General features: G+C 33.6%; 12 protein-coding genes. 9 read left to right on the plus strand and 3 right to left on the minus strand.

The genetic code is table 11. The features are described 5' to 3' along the window. Positions 1-11 precede the first annotated feature (11 nt). Positions 12-758, plus strand: a complete 747-nt coding sequence (gene nagB / locus ACY191_RS03210) for a glucosamine-6-phosphate deaminase (protein ID WP_042740442.1) — start codon at positions 12-14, stop codon at positions 756-758. 942 nt (positions 759-1700) lie between these two features. On the opposite strand, the gene ACY191_RS03215 is transcribed toward nagB, so the two are convergent. Genes ACY191_RS03215 through ACY191_RS03225 form a run of 3 tightly spaced genes read right to left on the minus strand, consistent with a single transcriptional unit; the run spans position 1701 to position 4937 of the window. Further along, a complete protein-coding gene (locus ACY191_RS03215; RefSeq protein WP_229366503.1) occupies positions 1701-2924 on the minus strand; it encodes a NupC/NupG family nucleoside CNT transporter in 1224 nt (407 codons plus the stop codon). 8 nt (positions 2925-2932) lie between these two features. Then, complete coding sequence (locus ACY191_RS03220; protein ID WP_042740440.1) at positions 2933-3844, minus strand: pseudouridine-5'-phosphate glycosidase; 912 nt, start codon at positions 3842-3844, stop codon at positions 2933-2935. Next, a complete protein-coding gene (locus ACY191_RS03225; RefSeq protein ID WP_042740439.1) occupies positions 3828-4937 on the minus strand; it encodes a carbohydrate kinase in 1110 nt (369 codons plus the stop codon). The genes ACY191_RS03220 and ACY191_RS03225 overlap by 17 nt, the downstream gene beginning before the upstream one ends. A gap of 267 nt (positions 4938-5204) precedes the next feature. Here ACY191_RS03225 and bioB point away from each other — a divergent pair, with 267 nt between their 5' ends. The 8 genes from bioB to ACY191_RS03265 all read left to right on the plus strand — a co-directional run bounded on the left by bioB (position 5205) and on the right by ACY191_RS03265 (position 13237). After that, complete coding sequence (bioB, locus tag ACY191_RS03230; RefSeq protein ID WP_463269901.1) at positions 5205-6191, plus strand: biotin synthase BioB; 987 nt, start codon at positions 5205-5207, stop codon at positions 6189-6191. A 527-nt stretch (positions 6192-6718) separates the two neighbouring features. Beyond that, positions 6719-7519 (plus strand): amino acid ABC transporter substrate-binding protein, encoded by an 801-nt coding sequence (locus tag ACY191_RS03235; protein WP_042740437.1) that lies wholly within the window; start codon positions 6719-6721, stop codon positions 7517-7519. After that, on the plus strand, positions 7503-8222 hold the full coding sequence (locus ACY191_RS03240) for an amino acid ABC transporter permease (protein WP_042740436.1): 720 nt from the start codon (positions 7503-7505) through the stop codon (positions 8220-8222). Before ACY191_RS03235 ends, ACY191_RS03240 begins: the two co-directional genes overlap by 17 nt. After that, positions 8219-8950, plus strand: a complete 732-nt coding sequence (locus ACY191_RS03245; protein ID WP_229366505.1) for an amino acid ABC transporter ATP-binding protein — start codon at positions 8219-8221, stop codon at positions 8948-8950. Before ACY191_RS03240 ends, ACY191_RS03245 begins: the two co-directional genes overlap by 4 nt. 179 nt (positions 8951-9129) lie before the next feature. Then, complete coding sequence (coaA, locus tag ACY191_RS03250) at positions 9130-10035, plus strand: type I pantothenate kinase (protein ID WP_229366506.1); 906 nt, start codon at positions 9130-9132, stop codon at positions 10033-10035. A 510-nt stretch (positions 10036-10545) separates the two neighbouring features. Further along, complete coding sequence (locus tag ACY191_RS03255) at positions 10546-12489, plus strand: BglG family transcription antiterminator (RefSeq protein WP_229366507.1); 1944 nt, start codon at positions 10546-10548, stop codon at positions 12487-12489. A 23-nt stretch (positions 12490-12512) separates the two neighbouring features. Further along, complete coding sequence (locus tag ACY191_RS03260; RefSeq protein WP_042740432.1) at positions 12513-12947, plus strand: PTS sugar transporter subunit IIA; 435 nt, start codon at positions 12513-12515, stop codon at positions 12945-12947. Between the two features lie 5 nt (positions 12948-12952). Beyond that, complete coding sequence (locus ACY191_RS03265; RefSeq protein WP_042740431.1) at positions 12953-13237, plus strand: PTS sugar transporter subunit IIB; 285 nt, start codon at positions 12953-12955, stop codon at positions 13235-13237. The last annotated feature ends 12 nt before the right edge of the window (positions 13238-13249 follow it).

Genomic DNA, 13249 nt, shown 5'->3' on the forward strand with positions numbered 1-13249 from the left:
AGGAAATAGAGATGAAGATAATTAATATGAAAAATGCAACACTAGCTAGCCAATATGTAGCTACTGAATTGTTTAAGGTGATAGATAATAATTCAGCTGCAGTATTGGGGCTTGCAACAGGTAATACAATGTTAGAGGTTTATCGTAATTTAAATACTTTAATTTCAGCCAATAAATTAAATTTAAAAAATGTAAAAACATTTAATTTAGACGAGTATGTTGGTTTAAATGCATCACATCCACAAAGTTATCATACTTATATGAGACAGCAATTATTTAAATATAATGATACATGGGATGAAAAGCATATATTTATTCCGAATGGTATCAGTAAAGATGTTAAAGCAGAGTGTCAGGCTTATGAACAACATTTAAATAAATATGGACCTGTCGACATACAAATTCTAGGTATAGGTGAAAATGGTCATATCGGCTTTAACGAACCAGGTGCATCATTCGACAGCATAACGAGAGTAGTGGATTTAAGTGATTCAACCATCAATGCTAATAGTATACATTTTGACAATAAAAACTGCGTACCGAAACAAGCAATATCTATGGGTATAGCATCAATTATGCAAGCGCGTCGTATTATTTTACTCGCTTTAGGTGCCTCAAAGCATACGATTATCCAACAATTATTAACGTGCGATGTTACAGAAGCATTGCCAGCGTCTATATTGCAAACACACCCTAATGTCGAAATCATTGTTGACGATGCAGTGTACTTTGGTGAATCAAATGGGGATCATAGATAAGAGATACGATTTCTAGGCTTAGTTTTGGGCATTGTTTACCTGTTGATGAATTACTAACAGATACTATTGCACTAGAAGTTATAATGAAGGTTTCGATCGTTTAGCACGTGGCGAAGCAGCGAGATTGGTCGTAATAATGTCATAGAATTAGCGTACATTTAATCCGGAAACTTTAAAGTATTTCATTGTAAATCCATATTTTATTAAACAGTGTTTTGGCGAGACTCCTTAGGGAACAGGACGAGCGGAAGACTACAGGCTGAAGCTGTCCCCTAGGAAAGCGAGCCAACAATACGAAGTATTGAATAAAAAGCTAGTAGATAAGGAATTAAACATATAATGGCTAACATTATAGATGTTATAACCAAACACAAGCAGGATACATTTAATCCGGAAACTTTAAAGTATTTCATTGTAAATCCATATTTTATTAAACAGTGTTTTGGCGAGACTCCTGAGGGAACAGGACGAGCGGAAGACTACAGGCTGAAGCTGTCCCCTAGGAAAGCGAGCCCACAGTACGAAGTATTGAATAAAAAGCTAGTAGATAAAGTATTAAACATATAATGGTTAACATTATAGTTGTTATATCCAAATACAAGTAGGATACATTTAATATGGAAATCCTAAAGTATTTCATTGTAAATGCATATTTTATTAAACCGTATTTTGGCGAGACTCCTGAGGGAACAGGACAAGCGGAAGACTACAGGCTGAAGCTGTCCCCTAGGAAAGCGAGCCAATAATACGTAATATTAAATAAAAATAACCCTCAGATAAATTGAATCATCTGAGGGTTATTTTTCTGGAATTGATATCCTAGAATTATTTTGAGTAAGTATATTTATTATCTCTGTAACCTCACTATTACCAGTATATAATCCGCTTTATAGTTGCCATGATATATTAACTTTGATCAAATGCAATGGGGAGGTGCATTTTCTATAGAACTAAGCCAATCATAGATGCGGAAATTATAGAAGCAAGTGTGGCACCTAATAATAATCTTAGTGCGAATGAGGCAACTTTATTGCCTTGGTCACTATTGATACCTTTTATTGCACCAACTATTATACCCACAGTCCCAAAGTTCGCAAAGCTGATTAGATAAACAGAAATAATACCCTGTGTACGTGTGGATAGTTCGTCCGCTATTTTTTGAAAATCTAGCATCGCTACAAATTCATTCGTAATTAATTTAGTTGCCATAATGGAACCAGCTTGAACAGCTTCGCTCCAAGGTACACCAATAATAAAGGCGATAGGTGCAAATATATAACCAATAAGTTGCTTAAAGTTTAAGTCGATTAAATGAAAAATAAGTGTTATAGCTTCCATTAATGATATAAAAGCTAACAGCATAATCGCGACAGTGATCGCAATTTTAAAGCCATCTATCGCACTATCACCAATCATTTGGAAAAATGGCGTCCGCTTTGCTTTATTTACTGTAGTTTCGTTTGAACCAGCACTCAGTTCTAAATTTTTCATGTGTGAAAGATCATCTTCCTGATTTGAAGTAGGATAAGGATTGATGATACTAGCTACTATTAGTGCACTAAAGATATTGAGCATAACAGCAGTGACAACGAATTTTGGTTCGAGCATTTGCATATATGAACCTAACATCGCCATACTTACTGCACTCATTGCTGAAGTTGAAATTGTATAAAGTTTAGCGCGTGATAATTTAGGAATCATTTCTTTAATTGTTAAAAATACTTCCGGCTGGCCTAACATAGATGTTGATATAGCAAAGTAACTTTCCAAACGACCCATACGTGTTATTTTATTGATAAGATAACCTACATATTTGATAATAAAAGGTAATATTTTAAAATGATTTAATATCCCGATTAACACAGAAATAAATACTAATGGTAGCAATACATTTAAGAAAAATGTCGAACCATTGTTATTTTGCAAATCACCAAAAACAAAGTTTATACCAGCGTTACTGATTTTAATTAAACCTTCGAAAAACGACCCTAGTGTAGTTAATATAGTTAAGCCTATCGTCGTATGCATCATAAATAATACGAGTAAGACTTGAATAATTATCATTATAAACGGTTTTTTAAAATCAATAGCTTTTTTATTGAAACTAAATAGAAATGCAATCAACAGTGCAAATAAGATACCTGTAATGGTAAACAGTATGGACATTTAATCACCTACAATTTATTAAAGGCAACAGCAATTTGTGCTCCGACAAATGCGTTGTTTTCTACTAATTTGATATTAGTTTCTAAACTTTTACCATTTGTTTGCTCTACGATGTATTTTAATAAGAATGGTGTCGAATCTTTTCCTGTTACACCTTGTTCTTCAGCTTGCTTTACAGCTTGACTGATAATGTTATTTATATAATCTTTATCTAGTGCATGTTCGGTTGGTACAGGATTAGCTACAACTATGCCACCTGATAACTTTAATGTGTTTTTTGTATGACAAATATTAGCGATACTGTGAACATCAGCTGCAGTGCTATTTAATTTAATGCCACTTTCACGTGTGAAAAATGCTGGTAATTCTGCAGTTTGATATCCAATAACGGGGACACCTTTAGTTTCTAAATATTCCATTGTCTTAGGTAAATCGAGTATAGATTTAGCTCCAGAACAAATTACCGTCACATTGGTTTGTGCGAGCTCCTCTAAATCAGCGGAAATATCCATTGTGTGTTCAACACCTTGGTGGACACCTCCGATACCTCCCGTCACGAAAAATTGTATGCCAGCTAATTCAGCACAAATCATTGTTGAAGCTACAGTGGTTGCACCGATTCTGTTAGTAGCAATGGTTTCGGCTAAATCTCTGCGTGACACTTTAATAACTTCTGAGCTTGAAGCAAGTAATTCTAGTTCATCTTCTTCTAGTCCGATTTTTATTTTGCCGTCTATTATAGCTATTGTTGCTGGGATGGCACCTTCCTTTCTAATAATATCTTCAACTGTTTTTGCCATTTTCACGTTTTGTGGATAAGGCATGCCATGTGAGATAATCGTTGATTCTAGTGCGACAATTGGTTTTCCTTGTTGTTTAGCGGTTGTAACTTCTTGTGAAAATTCAATATATTGTTCCATGTTTAAAATCCTCCACGTCTCTAAGTAATTGTTGTTTATCTAAGTTTTGTCTAACTGTGTATTGCGTTTCAATTGTTTTTAAGGCATTTACCATTCCGGCAGTTAAAATAGTATCGATGTCAAAATGGTGTATCCAACTAAAAATAACTGCACTTGAAAAGGAATCCCCAGCACCAGTTACATCGACAACACGATTTGACTTAATTACTGATTTAATGTGTTCTTCGCTGTCGCTACGGTAGATAAAATTTTTAATCCCATTCGTTATTATGACGTTTGAAACGCCAGCATCATTAAAGCGTTTAGCTACTTTACGTAAGTCAGAATCATCAGTAATGCTTGTATTGAAGTAAGATTCTGATTCATCTCTATTAATAATCAACCAATCAATTGCATGTAATGATGTCGGCATGTTTTTCATTTTTGGTGAAGAAACAGGAATAACAACGAGTTTAATATTATGCTTTTCTGAATAAGCGCATAGGAAGTCCATCGCACTTTTATCCAAATTCAAATCTACGACAATGCATTTTGCTTTAATTAATAGATGTGTACGTTTAATTAAAAATTCGGGTGTAATGTAGTTGTATACCTCCATATCTGCTAAACCATATTGCATATTACCGTTTGCATCGATAAGTGCAGTATAAGAACCGGTATTGGCACTTTCTATAGCTTGTACATGATCCAAGTTCATAAATGGGCTCGAAAGTTTATGAATCATATCCCATTCACTGTCATTGCCACAGACGGAAAGAAACGCTACCGTTTCTCCCATACGACCTAAATTCTCGGCAATATTACGTGCGACACCACCTACCGAACGAGTGGAGGTAACAGGATTTGAAGTTTCAGGCTGTAAATCTTTGATAACATTGAATTTTCTATCAAGATTAGCTGCTCCAATGCAGACAATCGGATAATCTTCATTTAATACGTAGGCTTTACCTAAAACATACTCTTTCTTAATTAAACCTGAGATGATATTAGCGACAGCAGGGCGTGATAATCCTATTGCTTCAGCTAATTCTTGCTGAGATATGAAAGGATTATTTTCGATACGTTGTAAGACCTGTTCCTCATTTTTATTCATTGACGTGCTCCTTTCTGTGCTTTTTTAAACAAAAGTTTACAAATTAAACAAATGTTTAGCTTACTACGAGATTAGCATGAGGGTTATATTATGTATACGCTTACATATGTAAAAAATATTCTTTCGATTTGTCACTTTATACAAAAATTAATAAAAATGTCTGCTTTTAATTTTCAAAAACGTTTAAATCAGATAATGTAAACTTATAAATGAAATAGGTTTACATTAATGATATAATCAAATAAATTGAAATAGGGGGAATTTAGATTGAATATTGCAAAGCGTATTTTAGAAGGTAACGCATTAACGCCGTCAGAAGCATATGAAATATATACAGATAATACTATTGATACATTAGAAATGGTGGATCAAGCATATCAGTTACGTAAACATTATTACGGACATAAAGTTAAATTAAATATGATATTAAATGCTAAAAGTGGTATTTGTCCGGAAGATTGTGGATACTGCGGTCAATCACGAGATATGAAAAAGAAAACACGCTATGGTTTAGTAGATAAAGAAAAGATTTCTGAAGGTGCAGAAGTTGCACATGATAATAATATTGGTACATATTGTATTGTGATGAGTGGCAGAGGGCCAAGTGATAAAGAGGTTAATTATATTGCTGATACTGTAAAAGATATAAAACAAGCACATCCACAATTAAAAATTTGTGCCTGTTTGGGTATTGCGAAAGATGAACATGCAGTTAAATTAAAAGATGCAGGAGTGGATCGATATAACCACAATTTAAATACAAGTGAAAATTATCATGATAATGTTGTTACGACACATACATATCAACAACGTGTTGATACAGTTGAAACAATGAAGAAACATAATATTTCACCTTGTTCAGGGGTCATTTGTGGAATGGGAGAAAGTTTACAAGATAGAGTTGATTTGGCATTTGCGCTTAAAGAAATAGATGCAGACAGTATCCCGATTAACTTTTTGCACCCTATTAAAGGTACAAAGTTTGGTGACATGGATGAGTTAACACCAATGAAATGTATGCGTATTCTAGCATTGTTTAGACTGGTTAACCCAACAAAGGAAATTAGAATAGCTGGTGGTAGAGAGGTTAATTTAAGAGCCTTACAATCGATGTCACTGATGGTTGCGAATTCAATTTTCGTAGGAGATTACTTGATAACGGGTGGTCAACCAAACAAAATGGATTTCGATATGATTAAAGATATGGGATTTGAAATTGACTATGATAACCTCGTACCTGAAGCACAACAATAGTTAAAATTATTTAGGAAGATGATTTAAAACTGAAATTGAACAGGAACCTTTGGTCCCAAGATTAAGACAAGCTCTCATCGTTTTTTATACTGAGTTTGTCTATTTTTATGTTCTATTTATATGGGTCTTACAATTAATGTGTTGGTGAAAGTAAAGGTTCATTGATGAATAGAGTACAAGAAATTCTTATGAATCAATTAATATACATACACTGCTAACTGTCTTTGAGGTTATCGAACAGCGTAGCTATTGCTAAAATACTTTAATAGATTATTTATTCTAGGATGGATTGAACAAGAAGTATGGAAATAATGCTATCAAGTGTCAGAAATACAATTGACTTAAATAAACATGACTAATGGTTAATTGAATCATAGGGGATAATAAATGTATCTGTGTTAGTTCATAGTAATTAAGGGTAGTTAAAAATTAATTACAATATTTGTAAAAAAAGTTATTGACTAAATACGATCTTAGGAATAGAATACTTTTATTCCGATTAGTTTAATAAGAATAGGGGTTAGGAAATGAAGAAAATTTTGTATAGTGTTATTACATTAGTATTAGTGCTGGCATTAGCAGCATGTGGTAATAATGATTCTGACAAGAAAAACAGCGACAGCAAGACAAAAACAGTAAGCCAAGACAAAACATTTATAGTAGGAACGGAAGGAACATACGCGCCTTTCACTTATCATGACAAAAAAGGGAAACTAACAGGTTACGATATTGAAGTAATGAAAGCAGTAGCAAAAGAAATGGGTTACAAAGTTAAATTTAAAGAAACACAATGGGACTCAATGTTTGCAGGTTTAGATTCAGGACGATTTAATGTTATTGCAAACCAAGTAGGTATTAATAAAGAACGTAAAGAAAAATACAAGTTCTCTGAACCATACACTTATTCAAAAGCAGTATTGGTTGTAAATAAAAATAATAAAGACATCAAGTCATTTGATGATGTAAAAGGTAAAAAGTTAGCTCAAACATTTACTTCTAACTATGGTAAATTAGCTAAATCAAAAGGCGCGGAACTGACTAAAGTAGACGGTTTCAACCAAGCGATGGATTTATTACAATCAAATCGCGTAGATGGAACATTTAATGATAAAGTTTCATATTTAGATTATAAAAAACAAAAACCTAATGCCAAAGTAAAAGCAATTGAAGGTGATGCTGAGAAGAGCCAATCAGCATTGACGTTCACTAAAAAAGAAGACGACAAAACAATTAAAAAAGTGAATAAAGCACTTAAAAAATTAAAAGATAATGGTGAATTAGCAAAAATAAGTAAGAAATGGTTTGGTGAAGATGTTTCTAAACCTTAATGATGAACAACAACATGCTTTGGATGCTGCGGGACAAGCCTTCTTACCTATGCTAGAAGGCTTAGTGAAATATTCTATTCCAATTACATTAGTTACTTTTGTATTGGGATTGATTATTGCACTTATCACCGCACTCATGCGTATTTCAACGAGTAAAGTGCTAAGAGGAATTGCCCGTTTTTACATTTCAATCATTCGTGGGACACCGATGATTGTTCAGTTATTCATTATCTTTTACGGTATTCCAGAATTAGGGCGTTTACTTACTAATGATTCAGACAATCAATGGACATTAGCGCCAGTCGTGGCAGCTATTATCGGTTTATCATTTAACGTTGGTGCATATGCCTCTGAAATCATTCGTGGTGGTATTATGTCTATTCCTAAAGGACAAACAGAAGCGGCATATTCTATTGGTATGAATTACCGTCAAACGGTACAGCGTATTATTTTGCCGCAAGCAATTCGAGTGTCTGTTCCAGCTTTAGGTAACACATTTTTGAGTTTAATCAAGGATACATCATTACTTGGATTTATTCTCGTTGGAGAAATGTTTAGAAAGTCTCAAGAAGTTGCCTCAACAACCTATGAATATTTAACGATTTATTGTTTAGTGGCACTTATGTATTGGGTTGTTTGTTTTATTATTTCAATTGTACAGAACTTCTATGAATCTTATCTTGAAAGAGGGTACCGCTCATGATTGAATTGAAAAATATAAAAAAATCTTTCGATGATAAAGAAGTGATCAAAGGTATCGATTTGACAGTTGATAAAGGTGAAGTAGTCACGTTGATTGGTAGATCTGGTTCTGGTAAGACAACCTTGTTACGTATGATGAATGCACTTGAATTACCTACTGAAGGTGTCGTGTATGTGAATGGCATGTCTTATAAAAATGATGACAAAAAGTCACAAATTGCAGTTAGAAAACAATCTGGTATGGTATTCCAGAACTATAATTTATTTCCGCATAAGACGGCATTGGAAAATGTCATGGAAGGTCTTGTAACGGTCAAAAAAGTCAAAAAGGCAGACGCAGAACAACAAGCACTTCGATTACTTGAACGTGTTGGACTGACAGCTGTAAAAGACCAACGACCGAATGCTTTGTCTGGTGGGCAACAACAGCGTGTCGCAATTGCCCGTGCTTTAGCGATGAATCCGAAAGTGATGCTTTTTGATGAACCAACATCAGCATTAGATCCAGAATTAGTTAATGAGGTGTTAGGTGTTATCAAGGATTTAGCTAATGAAGGTATGACAATGGTGATTGTTACACATGAAATGCGCTTTGCTAAAGAAGTATCAAATAAAACAATCTTTATCCATGAAGGCGTGATTGCTGAGCAAGGACCGCCAGAGCAAATTTTTAATCACCCAGAAACTGCAGAATTACAACGATTTTTAAATATTATACGTGAAGTTTAAAATAATAACATCCTTAGCAAAGTGGTTAGGTCCAATGCTAAGGATGTTTTTCTATATTATGATAAAATAATTTTGAATTTGCTTAATCATATATATAAATTAACGGCGTACAATAGGGCTATGTGTTATATGTAATCAGAACATAAAGTATCGTATGTCTTAAAAGGGAGATAATGAAAGTGATTTATTACACACGAAACGAGTGGCAACAAAATAACTTTTCAAAAAATATAGCAACGGAACAATTAGATTTAAATGAGATTGTGAGTCTTAATGATAAATTAACCCATAAAGAAATCAATGATATATACATACCGCTTGTTCAATTTTTAACAGAGAAGGTAAAAGCGGAGAAATCATTTATGTCATTTGTCAAAGATCATATGCTAGCTAAGAACCAGTCTATACCATTTATTATTGGTATTACGGGTGGTGTCTCTGTAGGAAAGAGTACGATGTCTAGATTGTTGTTAGAACTGATGCGTTCATATAATCCTAACTGGAAAGTAGAGTTAATTACGACGGATGGCTATATTTATCCAAAGAAAACATTGTTAGAACGTGATTTAATGTCTAAAAAAGGATTTCCAGAAAGTTACGAAACAAATCAACTCATTACTGATTTAAAGAAAATTAAAAGTGGCGAAGAGAATGTACCAACCTATACTTATTCTCATTTAACATATGATAGGCTACAAGATGCATATCACTTTATCAATCAACCAGATGTATTAATTATCGAAGGGGTAAATATTTTTCAGACAAATAATTATTCTGAGGAATTAGTCAGTGATTATTTAGATTATAAAATATATTTAGATGCAGAAATTGAACAAATGAAACAATGGTATGTACAACGTTTCTTTAAACTACAAAGTGAAGCATTTCAAAATAAACAATCCCATTTCTATCAATATAAAGATTTAAGTTATGAAGAAACACAGCATTTAGCCTTAGATATTTGGCAGTCAATCAATGAAATCAATATCAAAGAAAATATTATGCCGACACGTAAACGTGCGGATTTAGTCTTACATAAAGGGCATAACCATGAAATTGATTATTTACATTTCCAAAAAATATAACATTAGCAATGAATCTGGGACATAATTACCGAGCATTAAGCCCATCAAAGATCAAATATCTTTGATGGGCTTGTTGTTTATATCGATACGCAGTATTGTATTGCTCGCTTACCTAGGGGGCTGGGTCGAGCCATGGTCTCGACACGCATCCTGCTCCCTCAGGTGTCTCGAAAACAATACGAGGTTCATATATGTTATTACTACAAAAGAGAATACAAAAGTCAAAGTGACTTTATATGAATTGATTGAAACTGAAATTATCACTGAGATAAAACAAAAATGAATAGCGAGTTAAGTCTGAAAGACTAATGTACCAGACCTATTTTATTATGTAATTTAATGTAGCGAGCAATAAGAAATCATATATATAATAAATATTTATTTGGATTATGTTACGATAAATTAACTTTCGAATTGGATGTGCAATTTTTCGTATTTAAAGACGAATGAGATTACACATCTACAGTTATCAGAAAGCGTTTACAATAAAGGTGTAAGGAGGTTGCTGATGTGTTAAGTAAGAGACAGCAACAAATATTAACTTTCTTACTGGAAAAAGAAGGTTTTGCGACTATTCATCATTTAGCAATGCAGTTTAATGTTTCAGAAAGAACGATTCAGTATGATCTAGAATACCTGGAAAGTATGGCGCAGCAATTGTCACTTGAGATTGCACGTAATAAAAATAGAGGTATTAAAATTAAGCGTCACTCAGAATATATGAATAGGGAATCAGTTCAATTTTCTAGTATTGCTATGCATTATTCTAGGGACGAACGCGTACTCTATATTATCTTAAAGCTATTTGAGTCTATTGAACCTACATCATCTCAATCTTTAGCGTCATTGGTTTCTGTATCTCGAAGAACGATAGTGGAAGATTTGAAACGTGTACAGACTTGGGTAGAGTCACAAGGTTTAAGATTGGAATATGTTAAAAATAAAGGCTTTGTGATTAAAGGTGATGAAAGTAATTATAGAAAAGCATATGCAGATAGAGTAAATGCATACTTTCAAACACATACACATAACATTGGACATCAGTTGTTTTCGAATAAAGAGCTAGAATCTATACGGCGTACAGTAACTGAGACACTGTTTGAAACACAATATCAACTTGTTCAAAGTGCTATCGATGGTTTGATATATCATATATTAATTGCCATACATCGCACTAGAGAAGATTTTGTATTTGATATACCTACAACAGAATATCAAAAGTTAGCTCAAACAAGTCAATTTATTGTGGCGAAACAAATTCAATCACAACTGGAATCTAACTTTAATATTACATTCCCTAAGAGTGAAGCGGCGTTTATAACTTTGCATTTATTAGGAGCTAAGACATCAGATATACATGATGACAACAATGTGGTAGACGACTTAGAAATCATGGTTGAGCAACTCATTGAAAGAATGAGTGGAGATTTAGGCATTGATTTAATGGCAGATAATAAATTGTTAAATGGTTTAGTTGTTCATCTAAGACCAGCTATACACCGCTTGCAATTTGAAATGAGTCACCCTAATCCTTTAAATGATGAGATACAGAAGGAATATCAACAATTGATAGAAAGTATTCATCGTCACATTTGGGGGATTGAAGAACTTTTCCAAATTTCATTTACAGCAGATGAATTATCATATATTACCTTACATTTTGCTTCGGCAATTGAACGTATTAGTAAACGTAGTGGTCAGGCGATAAAGGTCATACTGTTGTGCGGTTCGGGTGTTGGGACATCCCAACTATTGAAAAGTAGATTGAGCCATATTTATCCTGAATTGGAAATTGTTGATGCTTACTCTATTTATGAAGTCAATGATACTTTGTTAAAGCATGAAAAGATAGATTACATTATCTCGACAGTACCTTTCGAACAATCAACAGTACCTGTAGTCCAGGTGAGTCCTTTTTTAAATAAAAGCGACCGACAACAACTCAATGAGATTATTAATCAGGCACGTGAACAGTATGTAGCAGAAACTAAACGTATTGGTCCTAATTTGATAGAGGTATTATCTGAGACTAGAGTATTAACAGAACAACAATCAGTATCACGTGATAAGGCAATTCAGCAATGTGTTGCACTATTAGAAGCGGACGGTATTGTCGATGGTGGATATGCCGATGACATCATAACGCAGTTGGAGAACTTTGGACCTTATATGGTAATTAGCCCACATATAGCACTCATACATGCAAAACATGAACATGTGAAACAGTCTGTAGGCTTTAGTTTGGTACATTACACCAATGGTATTACGTTCAATCACAGTCAATATGATCCTGTCCATATAGTTGTAACTTTAGCTACCAAACAGCCACAAATACATTTAAATGCACTGCGACAATTGAGTGAATTGATAATGGATGCGCGAGGAAGAGAGGATTTGTTCTCAGGTGACAAACGTCAAATTATGAACTGGATAAAAGATGTCAGTAAATCATAGCATGATAGAGGAGGGTAAAGCGTTTGGAAATATTAACGCTAGATAAGATACAGATAAAAGATGCAGTAGATAATTGGGAACAAGCTATTGATATAGCATCACACCCATTGTTACAGCAAGGCTATTTTGAAAAGAGTTATATTGACGCGATGATTAACAGCGTAAAGGAACTTGGACCTTATATTGTAATTGCACCAGAGATTGCTATTGCACACGCAAGGCCAAATGAAGATGTAAAGCAAGTAGGATTAAGCTTGTTGAAATTAAATCAACATATTAATTTTTCACAAGATAATCATTTCGCTAGTCTCATATTTGTATTAAGTGCAGTAGATAATGAAGGACATTTAGAAATTCTTAGAACTTTAGCTTCAACATTAAGTGATAAAGAGACAGTAAATAAATTATTAGCTGCTACAGACGTAGCAGAAATTAAACAGATATTTAAAGGAGAATGATGAAAATGAAAATTTTAGTTGTATGTGGTCATGGTTTAGGGAGTAGCTTTATGGTTGAAATGAATGCTCAAGAAGCGTTGAAACAATTAAATGCCCCAGAAGATATAAAGGTCGAACATAGTGATGTGATGACAGCCAGCCCTGATATGGCAGATTTATTTATATGTGGCAGAGATTTAGAAGAAAACACAAAAAATTTAGGTGATGTTTTAGTATTAGATAATATTTTGGACAAAGATGAATTGCAATCAAAATTAAATGATAAGTTAACGGAATTAAATATTTTATAACAAGTTGGGAGG

It is taken from the genome of Staphylococcus sp. TCBT05, assembly GCF_055179755.1.

What these genes read in the sequence shown, in the direction of transcription:
- nagB (WP_042740442.1), top strand. Translation starts at nt 12, where the DNA reads ATGAAGATAATTAATATGAAAAATGCAACACTAGCTAGCCAATATGTA.
- ACY191_RS03215 (WP_229366503.1), bottom strand. Translation starts at nt 2,924, where the DNA reads ATGTCCATACTGTTTACCATTACAGGTATCTTATTTGCACTGTTGATT.
- ACY191_RS03220 (WP_042740440.1), bottom strand. Translation starts at nt 3,844, where the DNA reads ATGGAACAATATATTGAATTTTCACAAGAAGTTACAACCGCTAAACAA.
- ACY191_RS03225 (WP_042740439.1), bottom strand. Translation starts at nt 4,937, where the DNA reads ATGAATAAAAATGAGGAACAGGTCTTACAACGTATCGAAAATAATCCT.
- ACY191_RS03235 (WP_042740437.1), top strand. Translation starts at nt 6,719, where the DNA reads ATGAAGAAAATTTTGTATAGTGTTATTACATTAGTATTAGTGCTGGCA.
- ACY191_RS03240 (WP_042740436.1), top strand. Translation starts at nt 7,503, where the DNA reads ATGTTTCTAAACCTTAATGATGAACAACAACATGCTTTGGATGCTGCG.
- ACY191_RS03245 (WP_229366505.1), top strand. Translation starts at nt 8,219, where the DNA reads ATGATTGAATTGAAAAATATAAAAAAATCTTTCGATGATAAAGAAGTG.
- ACY191_RS03265 (WP_042740431.1), top strand. Translation starts at nt 12,953, where the DNA reads ATGAAAATTTTAGTTGTATGTGGTCATGGTTTAGGGAGTAGCTTTATG.